Here is a 16,762-nt window from a genome sequence, read left to right on the forward strand (position 1 = left end):
GGCGCTTCCCTATCGGGGCCGGGCTGCTGCCCGCCCCCTTGCACAATTTGCCGCATCATAGCGTCATGCGCGCAGAACGGCGCCGGTTTTCTTGGCGACCGCCTCGACGATGCGCTGCGACACGGCATCGATCTCCGCTTCCGTCAGCGTCTTGCCGGCGGGCTGCAACGTGACGGCGACGGCGACGGACTTCTTGCCTTCCCCGACGCCCGGTCCCTCGTAGATGTCGAAGACGGTCGCGTCCGACAGCAGCGCCCGGTCCGCCCCCTGGACGGCGCGCAGGATGTCGCCGGCGGCGACCGCCGCATCGACCACGAAGGCGAAATCGCGGCTGAGCGGCTGGAATTCCGACAGCACCAGCCTGGGGCGCGCCTTCGTCGGGCGCGCCTTGGGGGCGGGCAGGGCGTCGAGCGAGATCTCCGCCGCGACCAGCGGCCCCTTGACGTCGAGCGCCTGCAGGACCTTCGGATGCAGCTCGCCGAACGCGCCGATGACGTTTTTCGGGCCGAACTGCAAGGTGGCCGAGCGGCCGGGATGGTACCATGCCGGCCCGCCGGGCACGATCTGCACGCCGGCGGTCGCGACGCCGAGCGCGGCGAGCAGCGCGAAGGCGTCCGCCTTGGCGTCGAAGACATCGACGTTCTTCGCCGGGGCCTGCCAGTGGCGTCCCGTGCCCTCTGTGCGGGCCGTGCCGCGCCGCAGGGCGACGGCGCTCGTCGTCTGGCCCTCCGGCGTGTCGTCGGCGAACACCTGCCCGACCTCGAACAGCGCCACGTCGCCGAAGCCGCGATCGGCGTTGCGCTGCGCCGCGCGGATGAGACCCGGCAGGAGGTGAGGCCGCATGTCCGACAGGTCGGCGGCGATGGGATTGGCGAGCGCCAGACGCGGATCGCCGCCGCCGAACGCTTCCGCGTCTGCCTTCGCGACGAACGACCACGTCACCGCCTCCACGAGCCCGCGCGCGGCGAAAAGCCGGCGCGCGGCGCGCGTGCGCCTCTGCAGCAGGGTCAGCACGGGCTTGGCGACGCCGGGCTCGATGCGCGGCAGCGGCGTGGACATCACGTTGTCGATGCCGGTGATGCGCAGCACCTCCTCGACGAGATCGGCCTTGCCCTCGACATCGGGCCGCCATGAGGGCGGCGCGACGTCCGCCACCTCGCCCTCGCCCGTGACGGTGAAGCCGAGCGCTGCAAGCGTGCGGCGCGCTTCGTCGGCCGGGATGTCGAGGCCGGTCAGGCGCCTGATCTCGCTCCACGGCAGCGCAATGGCGCGGGTGGTGTCGGGAATGCTGCCCGCGAGCGTGACGGCGGACGGCGTGCCGCCGGCAAGCTCCAGTACCAGCTGGGTGGCCAGCTCGATCCCCGGCAACGTGAAGGCCGGATCGACGCCGCGCTCGAAGCGGTAGCGCGCATCGGTGATGATGCCGAGCTCCCGGCCGGTGCGGGCGATGGTGAGCTCGTCCCACAGCGCGGACTCGATCAGCACGTCGGTCGTGGTCTCGTCGCAGCCCGAATGCTCGCCGCCCATGATGCCGCCGAGTGATTCCGGGCCGTTGTCGTCGGCGATGACAATGTGGTTCTCGCCGAGCCGGTAGGTCCTGCCGTCGAGCGCCAGCAGTTCCTCGCCCCGACGGGCGCGCCGGACCACGAGGTGGCCCTTCACCTTGGCGGCGTCGAACACGTGCAGCGGGCGGCCGCGGTCGAAGGTGACGTAGTTGGTGATGTCGACCAGGGCGTTGATCGGCCGCAGGCCGATCGCGGCGAGGCGCTTCTGCAGCCAGGCGGGCGAGGGGCCGTTGGTGACGCCGCGCACAAGCCGCAGCGCGAAGGCCGGGTTGAGGTGCTCGTCGCCGGCGGCAAAATCGCGGACCACCGCGACGGGGTTGGCGATTTCGCCCCGGACGGGGTGGACCTTGGGCGTGATCAGCCGCCCGAGCCCCGCCGCCGCCAGATCGCGCGCGATGCCGGCGACGCCGAGCGCGTCGGGCCGGTTGGGCGTCACCGCGATCTCGATGACCGGGTCGTCGAGCCCCGCCCACACCGCGTAGGGCACGCCCACTGGCGCGTCGTCGGGCAATTCGAAGATGCCCTCGCTGTCGCCGGGCAGATCGAGCTCCTCGGGCGAGCACATCATGCCATGGCTCTCGACGCCGCGGATGGCGCCGACCGCGATCGTGATGTCCTTGCCCGGAATATAGGTGCCGGGCGGGGCGAACACGGTTCTGAGCCCGGCGCGCGCGTTCGGCGCGCCGCACACGACCTGCACGGGCGCGCCCTCGCCGGTGTCGACCGAGCAGACGCGCAGCCGGTCGGCGTTGGGGTGCTGCCCGGCGGTGACGATGCGGGCGATGCGGTAGGCCGCGAGCGCCTTCGCCTTGTCCTCGACGCCCTCGACCTCAAGGCCGATGCGGTTCAGCACACTCACCACCTCATCGAGCGAGGCCCGCGTGTCGAGATGATCCTTCAGCCAGGAAAGAGTGAATTTCATTGCCGTCGCTTCTCGTTCACGGTTTCGGGATCAGTTGCTCAGGCCGCCGGCGAGCGAGGGCAGGTCGAGCGGCCGGAAGCCGTAATGCGACAGCCAGCGCACATCCGCCTCGAAGAAGGGCCGCAGGTCCGGCATGCCATATTTCAGCATGGCGATGCGGTCGATGCCCATGCCCCAGGCGAAGCCCTGATACTCATCCGGATCGAGGCCGACATTGCGCAGCACGTTCGGGTGCACCATGCCGCAGCCCAGGATCTCCAGCCAGTCGTCACCCTCGCCGAAGCGGATCTCGCCGCCCTTGCGCGCGCACTGGATGTCCACCTCCGCCGACGGCTCGGTGAAGGGGAAGAACGACGGGCGGAAGCGCATCTTGACGTTCGGCACCTCGAAGAACGCCTTGCAGAACTCCTCCAGAACCCATTTCATGTGGCCGAAATGGGCCGAGCGGTCGATGACGAGGCCCTCGACCTGATGGAACATCGGCGTGTGCGTCTGGTCCGAGTCGCAGCGATAGGTGCGGCCGGGGCAGATGACGCGGATCGGCGGCGTCTGGCTCTGCATGGTGCGCACCTGCACCGGGCTCGTGTGCGTGCGCAGGAGCTTGCGCTCGCCCTTCTCGTCGGGGGAGAAGAAGAACGTGTCGTGCATCTCGCGGGCGGGGTGGCCCTCGGGGAAGTTCAGCGCCGTGAAGTTGAGGAAGTCGGTCTCGACATCCGGCCCCTCGGCGATGGAAAAGCCGAGGTCGGCGAAGATCGCGGTCAGCTCGTCGATGACCTGGCTGATAGGATGGATGCGCCCGCGCGTCTGCGGGCTTTCCTGCACCGGCAGCGTGACGTCGGCGCGTTCGCGCACGAGACGGGCGGTGAGCGCCTCCTCGGCCAGCACGCCCTTGCGCGCGGCGAGCGCCGCCGTGATACGGTCGCGCAGGCCGTTGATCAGCGGCCCCTGCGCCTTGCGCTCGTCCGGGGTGAGGCTGCCCAGCGTCTTCAGGAGTTCGGAGATCGAGCCCTTCTTGCCGAGCGCCGAAACGCGCACGGCCTCGAGCGCGGCCTCGTCACCGGCCGCCTGGACTGCTTCGAGCAGGGAGTTTTCGAGAGTGGAATAGTTGGACATCTGTTCCTCGGCGCGCCTCGATGGGGCACAGGTTGCCTGCTTGTCGGCAATGGCCGGGGAACCGTCAAGCCCTTCCGGCCAAATCGATACGTTTCGCGGCAAGCGTTGCCGTCACGCATGGATCCCGGAAAGGGGGAGGCCGGGTGCTCGCGTGCGCCCGGCCGAAAGCATCGGATGATCAGGCAGCGGCCGGCAGGGCCGCCTTCGCCTTCTCGACAATCGCCTTGAAGGCCTCCGGCTCGCGGATGGCGAGATCGGAGAGCACCTTGCGATCGACATCGACGCCCGCCTTGCCGAGACCGTCGATAAATCGGCTGTAGGTCAGGCCGTGCTCGCGCACGGCGGCGTTGATGCGCTGGATCCACAGGCCGCGGAACGTGCGCTTCTTCACCTTGCGGTCGCGGTAGTTGTACTGCAGCGCGCGATCGACGGCGGCCTTGGCCGTGCGGATGGTGTTCTTGCGGCGGCCGTAAAAGCCCTTGGCGGCCTTCAGGACCTTCTTGTGCTTGGCGTGGGACGTGACGCCCCGTTTGACGCGGGCCATTGTCTTGGCTCCTCAAAATACCGGGTGGTGGGTGACAGGGATCAGGTTCAGCCGTTGGGCAGGAAATACTGCTTCACGTTCCTGGCATCGCCCTCGAACAGGGTCATCGTGCCGCGCTGATTGCGGATGAACTTGTTGCTCCGCTTGATCATGCCGTGGCGCTTGCCCGCCTGGGCGGCCACGACCTTGCCGGTGCCGGTGATCTTGAAGCGCTTTTTGGCGCCCGATTTCGTCTTCAGCTTGGGCATTTTGCTTCCTTTCGTATGCCGGACGCTTTCCGCTTGCGCGGGCGATCTTGCCTGCGCTCGCGCGGATGAATCCGGCTTGATGTGGCTCGAAAGCACACCAAACCGCCACGGCAGCCCTTTCAGCCGGGCGATTCTGATGAAGTGGCGCTTATGACAGATAGATGGCGTCCACGCAAGAGGCAGATGCCTGGGAGAGGAATCGGCCGGATGCCTAAAGCGGCAGGTGCAGAAACCGGCTGAACGGATTGGGCTTGTAGCCGGAGAACGCCTCGCCGTCGACGAAGCCGTGTCGCCGGTATAGCGCCAGCGCCGGCTCGAACGCGGGGCCGCTGCCGGTTTCGAGGCTGAGGCGGTGCGCGCCTTTGGCTTTCGCGGCGGTGACGATCCGTTCCAGAAGGGCCGCGGCGACGCCGGATCGCAGGAAGTCGGGGTGCGTGCGCATCGATTTGACCTCGGCTCCGCCCTCGCCAAGCATTTTCAGGGCGCCGACGCCCGCGATGCGGCCCTCGCGCCACGCGCTCCAGACCGTCACCTCGGGAACGCGCAGGCCCGAGAGATCGAGCGCGAAGACGCTGCCGGGCGGGGAACTGGCGTGCATGCCCCGCAGGTGAAGCGCCAGCAGCGCCTGGGTCTGCTCACTTGAAAGATCGTCTTCGCGAATGTCGAACATTTGCTCCGGGCGGCCTAAAAGGTTATGCGCGTCTGGCGGTCGCCAGCAGGCCTGCTGCCCCGAGCATCATGGCGCCCGTCGCCCGGTTCAGAAGCAGCAATCTCGCGGCAGTGGGCTGCATGGATCGGATGACGCTGCCGGCGTAGATCCAGGTCAGGGCCGCAACGAATTCAACGGCGATGTAGATGGCGCCGAGAACGACGAGCTGGAAAGTGAAGCTGCCGCCGCCGTCGCGCACGATGAACTGGGGTACGAAAGCCGTGAAGAGCAGGATGGCCTTGGGATTGGTCATGGCCACGACGAACTCCCGGCGCGCAAGGGCATATGGGCTTCGGGGCCGCGCGGGCTCGGCCGCTTTCTCCCGAACGTCGCCGCTGCCCGCGATCATCCGGATGCCGAGATAGGCGAGATAGAGAACGCCCGCCCACTTGATGATCTGGAACGCGATCTCGGATGCTTCCAGCAGTGCACCGAGACCGACGATCACCATGGCGATCAGCAGCCCGAATGCGATGCACCTGCCGGAAACGGCGATCGTCGCCGGCAGGAACCCCCACCTGCTGCCATTGGCGAAGGCAAGCAGGTTGTTGGGGCCCGGCGAGGCAGCGACGATCGCGGCCGCGGGCAGAAAGATCAGGAGCTGGCCGAGCGTCATGGTCGATGACGGCTTCTAGATGGAGAACGACGTGCCGCAGCCGCACGAGGCGGAGGCGTGGGGGTTGTCGATCTTGAACGACTGGCCGATCAGGTCGTCGACGAAGTCGAGCACCGAGCCCTCCATGTAGGGCAGGGAGATTGAATCGACGAGTACCACCGCGCCGTCCTTCTCGATGGCGAGGTCGTCACCGTTGCGCTCGTGGACGATGTCGAAGAGATACTGGAAGCCCGAACAGCCGCCGCCCTCGACGCTCACCCGCAGCATCGCGCCCTCGCTCTCGCGCGCCAGCACGCGCTTGATGCGCCGCACGGCGCTGTCCGTCAGGGTCAGGACGGCGGGTCCGGCGGTTTCGGTGAAAACGGTCATGGTGCGGCAATCCTCATTTGCGATAAGATCACTTTCCCTCTCCGCGTAAGGTAATGCGCGGATAACGCCGGCGCAATGGCCGGCGGGGCGCAGACCGGGTGCAAGAACAAGACGGGTGGACAACGTGTTCGTGGATGGCGTGTTGGACGTGTTTCAGGGGCGGATGTCGGGCGAGCGCTGGCGCGCGCCGTGGTCGAGCGATCCGATATCGAGCCGCGGCAGGCTCCACGACGAGGGCGCCTCGCCGACCCGCTCCGCGTTCCAGCGCGACCGCGACCGCGTCATCCATTCCACCGCCTTCCGGCGGCTGAAGCACAAGACGCAGGTGTTCGTCTATCACGAGGGCGATCACTACCGCACGCGTCTCACGCACACCATCGAGGTGTCGCAGATCGCCCGCTCGCTCGCCCGGGCTCTCGGGCTCGACGAGGATCTCGCGGAGGTGCTGGCGCTGGCGCACGATCTGGGGCACACGCCCTTCGGCCACACGGGCGAGGACGCGCTCGACACCTGCATGGCGGGCTTCGGCGGCTTCGACCACAATGCGCAGGCGCTGCGCATCGTCACCCGCCTGGAACGCCGCTACGCCGGTTTCGACGGCCTCAACCTGACCTGGGAGACGCTGGAGGGGCTCGTGAAGCACAACGGGCCGCTGACGGACGCGGGCGGCGCGCCCTTCGGCCGCTACGCCGCATCGGGCGTGCCCGGCGCGATCCTTGAGTACGACGCCGTGCACAAGCTCGAACTCGCGACTTTCGCCAGCGGCGAGGCGCAGGTGGCGGCGATCGCCGACGACATCGCCTACGACGCCGCCGATATCGACGACGGCCTGCGCGCCGGCCTGTTCACGCTCGACGACCTGCGCGCCGTTCCCTTCCTCGCCGCGCTCATCGACGAGGTCTACACCCGCCATCCGGGGCTGGAGACGTTCCGCGCCGTGCACGAACTCATCCGCCGCGTCATCACGCACTTCGTCGAGGACGTGATCAGGGAAAGCGAGAAGCGCATCTCGGCGCTGCGCCCGCTCTCCGCGCAGGACATCCGCGAGGCCGGCGGCCCGGTGGTGGCGTTCTCGCCGCTCATCGCGCAGGCGGATCGCGACATCAAGGGCTTCCTGTTCACCTATATGTACAGGCATCCGCGCGTGATGCACGTGCGCGCCGGAGCGGACCGGGTGGTGCGCGACCTCTACGAGCGGTTCGTCGCCGAGCCGCGCCTGCTGCCGGCCGAATGGCGGGCGGATCTCGACGCGCGCGACGAGGCACGCCTGCGCCGGCGCGTCGCCGACTACATCGCCGGCATGACGGACAGCTACGCCATCGACGCGCACCGGCGATTGTTTGACGATACGCCCGAATTGCGCTAGCCGCGTATCGATTATGGCTACTTGGCGTAGCGATATCCGCTACAAGAACGACGCAGGCCGCAGCGGCGCCGGATCGGCTGCGGTGCATTCAGGGGCATCATGAATATCTTCACCATCTACCAGCAGCGGCTTCTCGACGTTATCGCGCAACTCATCGGCGAGGGTCGCCTGCCTGAGGGCCTCGATCTGTCGCGCGTGGTGGTGGAGCCGCCGCGAGACCCTGCTCACGGGGATCTCGCCACCAATGTCGCCATGGTGCTGGCGAAGCCAGCCGGCACCAACCCGCGCGCGCTGGCGGAGCTGATCGCGGGCGCGCTCGGGCATGTCGAGGGCGTGGCGAGCGCCGAGGTGGCCGGCCCCGGCTTCATCAACCTGCGTCTTGAGACGGAGGTGTTCTACCGCGTGCTCGCCGCGGTGCTCTCGGACGGCGAGGACTTCGGCCGCGGCGAGCCCCGCCCGGCGCGGCCCGTCAACGTGGAATACGTCTCCGCCAACCCCACCGGGCCGATGCACGTCGGCCACGGCCGCGGCGCGGTCTTCGGTGACGCGCTGGCGCGGCTGCTCGGTTTCGCCGGCTTTAACGTCACGCGCGAATACTATATCAACGACGCCGGCGCGCAGGTCGACGTGCTGGCCCGCTCCGCCTATCTGCGCTACCGCGAGGCGCTGGGCGAGGATATCGGCGCCATCCCGGAAGGGCTCTATCCGGGCGACTACCTGGTGCCCGTCGGCGAGGAGCTGGCGCGCCGGTTCGGCCCCGCGCTGCTCGATGCGCACGAGAGCACGTGGCTGCCGCAGGTGCGCGATGCCGCCATCGAGGCCATGATGGCGATGATCCGCGACGACCTCGCGGCGCTCGGCGTCCGCCACGACGTGTTCTTCTCGGAGCGGACGCTGCACGCGGGCGGCAACGACAGCGCCATCACCTCGACCATCCGGGAACTGGAGGCGAGGGGCTTCGTCTACACCGGCCGCCTGCCGCCGCCCAAGGGCCAGTTGCCGGACGACTGGGAAGACCGCGAGCAACTGCTGTTCCGCGCCACCGACGTGGGCGACGATATCGACCGGCCGCTGGTGAAGTCCGACGGCAGCTATACCTACTTCGCCGCCGACGTCGCCTATCTGCAGGACAAATACGCGCGCGGGTTCAGGGAGCTCATCTACGTGCTCGGCGCGGACCATGGCGGCTACGTCAAGCGGCTCGAGGCGGTGGGGCGCGCCATCGGCGGTGATGACCTCAAGGTGACGGCGCTGCTCGCCCAGCTCGTCAAGCTCATGCGCGACGGCGAGCCGGTGAAGATGTCCAAGCGCTCCGGCAGCTTCGTGACGCTGCGCGAGGTCATCGACGAGGTCGGCCGCGACGCCGTGCGCTTCATGATGCTCTACCGCAAGAACGACGCCACGCTGGAATTCGATCTCGCCAAGGTGGTCGAGCAGTCGAAGGACAACCCGGTGTTCTATGTCCAGTACGCGCACGCGCGCTGCGCCTCGGTCTTCCGCCAGGCGCACGAATTGCTGCCGGATCTGGTCACCGACGACGGATCGCTGGCGCAAGCGGCGCTTTCGAGCCTTGCGGATGAGGCGGAGATCAATATTTTGAAACTTGTATCCCAATATCCCCGGGTGATAGAAGCGGGTGCACTGGCATATGAGCCTCACAGGCTGGCGTTTTACCTGTACGAGCTTGCGGCCGCCTTCCACGGCTTGTGGAACCGAGGGAAGGACACGCCGCAATTACGGTTTGTTAATCAAACTGACAGAGAGTTGACGCTGGCGAGGCTGGCGCTTGTCGAGGCCGTTCGATCCGTCCTGTCGTCAGGGCTGAATGTTCTCGGAGTCGCCGCGCCGGACGAGATGCGTTGAGAGTGAGCCGGTTGGACACGGCGATTGGGTCGGTTGCGGGTTTCGCTTCAGCGCGGTGGTGGTGTACTTGCCTGCCCCGGCCCGCGTCCATGCGGGTCTGGCTTGCTTGAAAGATCGGACTGCGCCCATGAGTTACAAGAGCAGAGCCCAGGTCATGCGTGATAGAGACGATCTCGAGGAGCAGCGTTGGCAGCCCGCCTCTACCGGTCCATCCCGCGACAACGACCCGCTGGCGGAATTGGCGCGCATCGTCGGATACGTGCAGCCGCAGGCCGATGCCGCAGCGGCCCAGCCCGCGCCGCAGGCGGGCGCGCCCGCAGGCCAGCAGGACTGGATCAACGAGATCGAACAAGCCTTCGCCCAGGTCAACCCGAAGCCGCGCCCGGTCTCCGCCCCCCGGCAGCCGCAAGAGAGCGGCGATCAGGAGGTGCCGGCCTGGCTGCGCAGCCCGGCTGTGCCCCAGCTTCCCGTGCCCGAGGGACAGCAGGACCCGCGCCTTCATCCGGACGCCTTCGCGCAGGAGTTCACGCAGGCGCTCGATGAAGCGTCCGGGGCCGCGCAGACGGGCTACTTCGCGCAGGACGCCTACCAGCTCGCCGCCGGCGGCGCCGAGGCCTTAGAAGCGGGCCACCGCGCCGATGCGCCCGCCGCGCAGGCCGAGGCCTGGTCGCCCGCCGGCCACGCCGCGCAGGATGCCGCCGCCCACGGTTATGGCGCCCAGAGCTACGGCGTCTACGACGATCTGGAGGACGAGTATAGCGCCAACGCCGGCGACGGCGAGGAGGACGACTACGCCTATCAGCAGGAGAGGCCGGGCCTGCGCCGCAAGCTCGTCGTGGCGGCGCTGGCGCTGGGCCTCGGCGCGGTGGCCGTCGCGGGCGTGTTCGTTTTCCGGGGCGGCGAGACGGTCGACGGCGAGCCGCCGGTCGTGTCCGCCGATAGCCAGCCGGTGAAGGTGGAGCCGGAGACGCCCGGGGGTGTCGAGGTGCCCAACACCAACCGGGCGATCTACGAACACACCAATCAGGCCCCCACCGGCGAGGACGCGGTCGTCGTCGATGACCGCGAGCAGCCCGTCGACATCAACCAGATGATCGCGCAGCAGAACGCGGCCGCGCAGGAGCGGGCTGCACAGGCACAGGCGCAGGCCGAGACGCAGGCCACCACGACGACGACCCAGACGACGACGGCTCCGCCGGCCGGCGCGGCCGATGTCAAGCTGCCGGAGGCGCCGGAACCGACGAGCCCGGCGATCGCGGCGCTCGGCGAGCCCCGGCGCGTGCGCACGGTTTCGGTGCGGCCGGACGGCAGCATCCTGCCCTCCGACGCGCCGGCGTCGCCCGAGGCGCCGACGGCGGCCGCCCCGACCATCGAAGAGCTCGCCTCGGCCACGCCTTCACCCTCGGTGCCGTCGCCCACCACACCGGCCGTTCCCGCGCCGGAGACGCCGGCGGGCGGGGAAGCGCCCGCCCAGGAGTCCGCCGCTGTGGTGCCGACCGTCGGGCCGGTGCCGCGCCCGGCTTCCGTGAACCGTCCGGCGACGCGCGCGCCGATGCAGCTCGGGCCGATGGCCATCTCGCCCCAGTCGGCCGGCAGCCAGGTAGCAAGGGCGCCGTCTCCTGCGCAGGCCCCCGCGCCGGCGGCGCAGCCGAGCCAGCCCGCGGCGGCAGGCGCGTTCACGGTGCAGCTCGCCGCGCCGGGAAGCGAGAACGAAGCGCGCAACCTGTTCGCCACCCTCCAGCGCCGGCACGGAGAGCTCTCGGGCTACACACCCAACATCGTGCGCGCGGAATCCGGCGGCAGGACGATCTATCGCCTGCGCGTCGGCGCGTTCCAGTCGCGCGATCAGGCGACGGCGCTGTGCGTGCGCATCCAGGCGGCGGGCGGCCAATGCTTCGTGGCAAGGAATTGAGGCGGATCGCGAGAAACGGCTGCGGTCCGGGTGCGATGTCATGAAAGCGTTCGTTCTGGGCTGCTCGGGCCTGCGGTTGACGGAGGCCGAGCGGTCCCTGTTCCGGGATGCGGACCCTTGGGGGTTCATCCTGTTCAGGCGCAATATCGGCACGCCCGATGAGGTGCGCCGCCTGACCGGCGCCCTGCGCGAGAGCGTGGGGCGCGACGCGCCCATCCTCATCGATCAGGAAGGCGGGCGCGTACAGCGGATGGGGCCGCCGCACTGGCCGCGCTATCCGGCTGGCGCGGCCTACGGCCGGCTTTCGCCGCACGATCCGTTGTGGCGGCGCGCGCTCGTGTGGCTCGGCGCGCGGCTCATCGCCCACGACCTGCGGGATGTGGGCATCGACGTCAACTGCGCGCCCATTCTCGACGTGCCGGTGCCGGGCGCCAACGATGTCATCGGCGACCGGGCCTATCATGCCGATCCGGCTGTGGTGTCCGTTCTCGGCCGGGCGGCGGCGGAAGGTTTTCTCGCCGGGAGCGTGCTGCCCGTCATCAAGCATATTCCCGGCCACGGGCGCGCCAATGCCGACAGCCATCTGGCGCTGCCGGTGGTCGACGCGCCGCTGGCGGAGCTTGCGGCCCACGACTTCATGCCGTTTCGCGCGCTCGCCGATATGCCGGCGGGCATGAGCGCGCATATCGTCTTCACCGCGCTCGACCCCGAGCGGCCCGCGACGGTGTCGCCCGCCGTGATCGCGGGCACGATCCGGGGCGATATCGGCTTCGGCGGCCTGCTGTTCAGCGACGACCTGTCGATGCAGGCCCTCGACGGATCGATCGCCGGGCGCGCGGCCGCCGCACTCGCGGCCGGATGCGACATCGCCCTGCATTGCAACGGCGATTTTGCCGAGATGACGGTGCTCGCGGGGGCCGTGGGCGGCCTGACGGTGGAGGCAGAGCGACGGTCGAGGGCGGCGCTGGCGCGCATCCGCCACGCGCCCGAGCCCTTCGATCCTGTGGAAGCACGCGCGCACCTCGAAACAGCTCTTGCGAATCCGGGCGCGCTCGCCAACTCTTGATTCGCAAGGATCGAAGAGGATCAGAGGCCGGTGGAGACTGCCTTTCAGCCCGTTGATGACGATGATTTCGAGGACGCCGCGCGGCGCGACGACGCCCGGTCCGAGTCGGAGCCGGCGCTGATCGTCGACGTCAACGGCTTCGAGGGGCCGCTCGACCTGCTGCTCGAACTCGCGCGCCGGCAGAAGGTCGATCTGGCGCAGATTTCCATCCTGGCGCTCGTCGAGCAGTATCTCGCCTTCATCGAGGAGGCGCGCAAGCTGCGCCTCGAACTCGCGGCCGATTATCTCGTCATGGCGGCGTGGCTGGCGTTTCTGAAATCGCGCCTGTTGCTGCCGGCGCCGCCTGCCGTCGCCGAGCCCGATGCGGGCGATCTCGCCACCGTCCTGACGCTGCGGCTGCAGCGGCTCGAAGCCATCCGCCGGGCCGCGAGGCGGCTCGCGGAGCGGCCGCAGCTCGGGCGCGACGTGCTGGCGCGCGGCGCGCCGGAGAACATGGCGGTGACGACGCGGCCGAAATGGGACGCGACGCTCTACGATCTGCTCGCGGCCTACGCCGACAACCGTCAGCGCACGGCCAATTCGCGCGTCACGCTGGCGCAGCGCAGCGTGTGGTCGCTGGCCGAGGCGCGCGAGGCCCTGCACCGGCTCATCGGCGACGCGGCGGACTGGTGCCCGCTTGATGTCTGTCTCGCTCCCTACATGACGACGCCCGACATGGTGGCGACGGTGCGCGCCTCGGCGCTCTCCGCCATGCTGGAGATGGTGCGCGAGGGCCGGGTCGACATCCGGCAGGACGCGCCGTTCGCCCCCTTGATGCTGCGCCGGCGTTCCGCCGGCGGCCGCCTCGACGACATTCCCGAGGTTGCCTGATGAACGGGGACGCGCAGGCCCTCGCGGCGCGCGTGGTCGAGGCCGTCCTGTTCGCCTCGCGCGAGCCGGTGAGCGAGACCGAGCTTGCCGCGCGCGTTCCCTCCGACGCCGACCTTGCGGCGATCCTCGCCGGCTTGCAGGCGCACTACGCCGGGCGGGGCGTCGTGCTGGCGCGGGTCGCCGGCGGCTGGGCGTTCCGCACCGCGCCCGATCTCGCCCCCGCGCTGGTGCGCGAGCGCGAGGAGCCGCGCAAGCTGTCGCGCGCCGCGCTCGAGGTGCTCGCCATCGTCGCCTATCACCAGCCGGTGACGCGTTCCGAGATCGAGGAGGTGAGGGGCGTGGCCACCTCGCGCGGCACGCTCGACACCCTGCTGGAGGCGGGCTGGATCCGCCTGCGCGGCCGCCGCCGCGCCCCCGGCCGGCCCGTGACCTACGGCACCACGCCGACCTTCCTGTCGCATTTCGGCCTCATGTCGATCGACGATCTGCCGGGGCTTGAAGACCTCAAGGGCGCAGGCTTTCTGGACGGGCGGCTGCCGAAGGGCTTCGCCATCCCCGCCCCCCGCGACGACGACGCGCTCGCGGACGACGAGGACGCGCTCGACGACGGGCCGTGACAGCCGGCCTCATTTCATGTGACAGATTGCCTCTTGCGCGACTCCCTCTTGCGAAAGCCGGCGAAACATACGATGTTGCAATCATAGGCACTGGGGTGCCGCGCCGACGGTGCGGCTGAGATGATACCCATCGAACCTGTCTGGGTCATGCCAGCGTAGGGAGGAGCCGTTGAATACGCGCGTAACGCAATCTGTCATTATTATCGGTGCCGGCGTCATCGGGCTTTCGGTGGCGTGGCTCCTGGCACGCGCCGGCCGGCCGGTCGTCGTCTTCGACAGCGGCGAGGCCGGGCAGGGCGCGAGCCGCGCGGCCGCCGGCATGCTCGCCGCCTCCACCGAACTGGAGCCGGGGGAGCAGTGGCTGCTGCCGCTCAACCGCCGCAGCCAGCAATCATGGCCCGACTTCGCCGGCGAACTGGAGCGCGCTTCCGGGCTTTCCGTCGACCTGCGCGAGGAGGGAACGCTGCACGTCGCGCTCAACGCCGACGAGCAGGCGCGGCTGCGCCACCACATGGCGTTGCAGGAAAAGGCCGGTCTGCCGGTGGAGTGGCTGACGCCCGGCGAGGTGCGCGCCCGCGAACCGTTTCTGGCCAACGCCGCCGGCGCCATCTGGAGCGCGGGCGATCATCAGGTCGACAACCGCAAGGTCACCGCCGCCCTGCGCATCGCGGCGCCCGGCGCGGGCGCGGAACTGCGGGAGCACACGCCCGTCGACAGGATCGTGGTGGCGGATGGCCGCGTCACCGGCGTCGAGGCCGGCGGCGCGTTCCACGCGGCCTCCACGGTGGTGCTGGCAGCGGGCGCGTGGTCGCGCGGTATCGGCGGCCTGACGCCGGAGACCCGCCCGCCCGTGCGGCCCGTCAAGGGGCAGATGCTGGCGCTCGGCATGCCGGCGGACGCGCCGCTGTTGCGCCATGTCGTGTGGGCCTCCGGGATCTATCTGGTGCCGCGCCGCGACGGGCGGCTGATCGTGGGCGCGACCGCCGAGGAGCGCGGCTTCGACGACAGGCTGACGGCGGGTGGCGTGCTGTCGCTGCTGCAGAACGCCTGGCGCGCGCTGCCCGGCATCGAGGAGCTGCCGATCGTCGAGACGTGGACCGGGTTTCGCCCCGGCAGCCGGGACGACGCGCCGATCCTGGGGGAAGGCCCCGTGGCCGGCCTTGTCTACGCGACGGGCCATCACCGCAACGGCATCCTGCAGACGCCGGTGACGGCGGACATCGTCTCGCGCCTCATTCTGGAGGGTGCGCGCGACCCGCTGGCCGAACCGTTCGCGTTCGACAGGTTCCGGCAATCGATCGATAAGGGAGAGAAGTGAAAGTGAGCAACATGGAAGTGCGCGTGAACGGCCGGCCGGAGCCGCTGTCCGGCAAGACGGTGGCAGCGCTGTTGGCGCGGCACGACATCAACCCCGAGACGAAGGGCATTGCCGTGGCGCTGAACGGCGCGGTGCTGCCGCGCGCGCGGTGGGCCGAGACGCCGCTCAATGCCGACGACCGCATCGAGATCGTCCATGCCAAGCAGGGCGGCTGAGCCATGACGCAGTCCGACTCCGATCCGCTGGTCATCGCAGGGCGGGTGTTCACCTCGCGCCTGTTCCTGGGCACGGCCGGCTATCCGAACCAGAAGGCGATGCTCGATGCCGTCAAGGCGAGCGGCACGCAGATGACGACCGCCTCCATCCGCCGCATCGACCTGTCGGGCGCGGCCGAGACGCTCGTCGACGTGCTGGGGGATGCGGTGCACTTCCTGCCCAATACGGCCGGCTGCCAGACGGCGCGCGACGCGGTGCTGACGGCGGAACTCGCCCGCGAGGCGCTCGGCACCGACTGGGTGAAGGTCGAGGTCGTGGGCGACCGTGAACTGCTCTATCCGGACACCGAGGAGCTGCTGCGTGCCACGGCGGAACTCGTGGCCAAGGGCTTCGTGGTGCTGCCCTACTGCACCGACGACCCGATCTCGTGCCGCAAGCTCGCCGATGCCGGTGCGGCGGCGGTCATGCCGCTCGGCTCGCCGATCGGGTCGGGACTCGGCATCCTGAACCCGCACATGATCGAGATGATCACGTCGCGAAGCCCGGTGCCGGTGGTGCTGGACGCGGGTATCGGCACGGCCTCCGACGCGGCGCTCGCCATGGAGCTCGGCTGCGCGGCGGTGCTGCTCAACACGGCCGTGTCCAAGGCGAGCGACCCGGTGCGCATGGCCACCGCCATGAAGCACGCGGTGGAGGGCGGCAGGCTGGCCCATCTCGCGGGGCGGATCCCGAAGCGCCGCAATGCCGAGGCGTCGAGCCCGCAACTGGGGCTCATTGAATCGTGAGGCGGCCGCCGCAGCCGCCGCTGCTGGTCGTGAGCGACCGCAAGCAGCTCGCGGGCGGCGCCGCCGCGCTCGGCGCGCTGGCCGATGCGGCTTTCGCCGCCGGCTGCCGCTGGATCAGCCTGCGCGAAAAGGACCTCGCGCCCGATGCGCAGGCGGCGCTGGCGCGCGATCTCGTGGAACGGGCAGCGGCCTTCGCCGCTTATGTGACGGTGCATGGATCGCCGGAAATCGCCCTGCACGCCGGCGCGCACGGCGTGCACCTGCCCGAGAAGGCGGATGCGGCGGCGGCGCGGCGGCTTTTGGGACCGGACGCGCTCATCGGGCAGTCCGTCCATGCGCCGGAGCAGGCGCGTGCCGTCGATCCCACCCTGATCGATTATGTCATCGCCGGTCCCGTCCAGGCCACGGCGAGCAAGCCGGGCTACGGTCCGGCGCTCGGCGCGGCGGGGTTTGCGGCTATCGTGAAGGAATCCCCGGTCCCCGTGGTTGCGATCGGCGGCATCGAGGCGCAGACGGTTGCGTCATGCCTCGCGGCCGGCGCGGCCGGCGTCGCCGTCATGGGTACGGTCATGAGGGCGGCGCGGCCGCAGGCCGTCATCGCCGCCCTGCTCGAACGCCTGCCAGGGTAAAGGGTAAGGCCCCGCCCGGCCCGGGCGCCGCGCT

Annotated in this window: 17 protein-coding genes and 1 riboswitch; of the genes, 10 read left to right on the forward strand and 7 right to left on the reverse strand. The window is 69.7% G+C overall.

Features of this window, described 5'->3' with window-relative positions; genetic code table 11:
- Window positions 1-63: 63 nt before the first annotated feature.
- The 7 genes from pheT to erpA form a co-directional block, all read right to left on the reverse strand.
- Complete coding sequence (pheT, locus tag ACUSIJ_RS13515) at window positions 64-2,487, reverse strand: phenylalanine--tRNA ligase subunit beta (RefSeq protein WP_449308928.1); 2,424 nt, start codon at window positions 2,485-2,487, stop codon at window positions 64-66.
- Between the two features lie 30 nt (window positions 2,488-2,517).
- Window positions 2,518-3,600 carry a phenylalanine--tRNA ligase subunit alpha gene (pheS, locus tag ACUSIJ_RS13520; RefSeq protein ID WP_449308929.1) on the reverse strand — a complete coding sequence of 361 codons (1,083 nt, stop codon included), beginning with the start codon at window positions 3,598-3,600 and terminating at the stop codon, window positions 2,518-2,520.
- Between the two features lie 178 nt (window positions 3,601-3,778).
- A complete protein-coding gene (rplT, locus tag ACUSIJ_RS13525; RefSeq protein WP_449308930.1) occupies window positions 3,779-4,144 on the reverse strand; it encodes a 50S ribosomal protein L20 in 366 nt (121 codons plus the stop codon).
- A gap of 47 nt (window positions 4,145-4,191) precedes the next feature.
- A complete protein-coding gene (gene rpmI / locus ACUSIJ_RS13530) occupies window positions 4,192-4,392 on the reverse strand; it encodes a 50S ribosomal protein L35 (protein ID WP_449308931.1) in 201 nt (66 codons plus the stop codon).
- A gap of 211 nt (window positions 4,393-4,603) precedes the next feature.
- Window positions 4,604-5,062 (reverse strand): GNAT family N-acetyltransferase, encoded by a 459-nt coding sequence (locus ACUSIJ_RS13535; protein WP_449308932.1) that lies wholly within the window; start codon window positions 5,060-5,062, stop codon window positions 4,604-4,606.
- A 22-nt stretch (window positions 5,063-5,084) separates the two neighbouring features.
- Window positions 5,085-5,717, reverse strand: coding sequence for a LysE family translocator (locus ACUSIJ_RS13540; RefSeq protein ID WP_449308933.1), 633 nt, complete (start codon window positions 5,715-5,717; stop codon window positions 5,085-5,087).
- Window positions 5,718-5,732: 15 nt separating this feature from the next.
- Complete coding sequence (gene erpA / locus ACUSIJ_RS13545; protein WP_449308934.1) at window positions 5,733-6,086, reverse strand: iron-sulfur cluster insertion protein ErpA; 354 nt, start codon at window positions 6,084-6,086, stop codon at window positions 5,733-5,735.
- A gap of 163 nt (window positions 6,087-6,249) precedes the next feature.
- Between erpA and ACUSIJ_RS13550 the strand changes: the two genes are divergently transcribed.
- The 10 genes from ACUSIJ_RS13550 (at window position 6,250) to ACUSIJ_RS13595 (ending at window position 16,728) form a co-directional block, all read left to right on the forward strand.
- Window positions 6,250-7,452: a deoxyguanosinetriphosphate triphosphohydrolase gene (locus ACUSIJ_RS13550; protein WP_449309081.1), complete on the forward strand. Its 1,203-nt coding sequence runs from the start codon at window positions 6,250-6,252 to the stop codon at window positions 7,450-7,452.
- A gap of 99 nt (window positions 7,453-7,551) precedes the next feature.
- The gene (gene argS, locus ACUSIJ_RS13555; protein WP_449308935.1) at window positions 7,552-9,315 is read left to right on the forward strand and encodes an arginine--tRNA ligase; all 1,764 of its coding nucleotides are present in this window, start codon (window positions 7,552-7,554) and stop codon (window positions 9,313-9,315) included.
- 154 nt (window positions 9,316-9,469) lie between these two features.
- Window positions 9,470-11,227 carry an SPOR domain-containing protein gene (locus ACUSIJ_RS13560; RefSeq protein WP_449308936.1) on the forward strand — a complete coding sequence of 586 codons (1,758 nt, stop codon included), beginning with the start codon at window positions 9,470-9,472 and terminating at the stop codon, window positions 11,225-11,227.
- A 40-nt stretch (window positions 11,228-11,267) separates the two neighbouring features.
- Window positions 11,268-12,293 carry a beta-N-acetylhexosaminidase gene (gene nagZ, locus ACUSIJ_RS13565; RefSeq protein WP_449308937.1) on the forward strand — a complete coding sequence of 342 codons (1,026 nt, stop codon included), beginning with the start codon at window positions 11,268-11,270 and terminating at the stop codon, window positions 12,291-12,293.
- Between the two features lie 30 nt (window positions 12,294-12,323).
- Window positions 12,324-13,163, forward strand: a complete 840-nt coding sequence (locus ACUSIJ_RS13570) for a segregation and condensation protein A (RefSeq protein WP_449308938.1) — start codon at window positions 12,324-12,326, stop codon at window positions 13,161-13,163.
- A complete protein-coding gene (gene scpB, locus ACUSIJ_RS13575) occupies window positions 13,163-13,780 on the forward strand; it encodes an SMC-Scp complex subunit ScpB (RefSeq protein WP_449308939.1) in 618 nt (205 codons plus the stop codon). The genes ACUSIJ_RS13570 and scpB overlap by 1 nt, the downstream gene beginning before the upstream one ends.
- Window positions 13,781-13,861: 81 nt before the next feature.
- A riboswitch (TPP riboswitch) is annotated at window positions 13,862-13,960 on the forward strand.
- Window positions 13,950-15,098 carry a glycine oxidase ThiO gene (thiO, locus tag ACUSIJ_RS13580; RefSeq protein WP_449308940.1) on the forward strand — a complete coding sequence of 383 codons (1,149 nt, stop codon included), beginning with the start codon at window positions 13,950-13,952 and terminating at the stop codon, window positions 15,096-15,098. Its footprint overlaps the riboswitch before it by 11 nt.
- 11 nt (window positions 15,099-15,109) lie before the next feature.
- Window positions 15,110-15,313, forward strand: a complete 204-nt coding sequence (thiS, locus tag ACUSIJ_RS13585) for a sulfur carrier protein ThiS (protein WP_449309082.1) — start codon at window positions 15,110-15,112, stop codon at window positions 15,311-15,313.
- A gap of 3 nt (window positions 15,314-15,316) precedes the next feature.
- Window positions 15,317-16,099 (forward strand): thiazole synthase, encoded by a 783-nt coding sequence (gene thiG / locus ACUSIJ_RS13590; protein WP_449308941.1) that lies wholly within the window; start codon window positions 15,317-15,319, stop codon window positions 16,097-16,099.
- A complete protein-coding gene (locus tag ACUSIJ_RS13595) occupies window positions 16,096-16,728 on the forward strand; it encodes a thiamine phosphate synthase (protein ID WP_449308942.1) in 633 nt (210 codons plus the stop codon). Before thiG ends, ACUSIJ_RS13595 begins: the two co-directional genes overlap by 4 nt.
- The last annotated feature ends 34 nt before the right edge of the window (window positions 16,729-16,762 follow it).

The sequence above is a fragment of the Pseudochelatococcus sp. B33 genome (assembly GCF_053570585.1).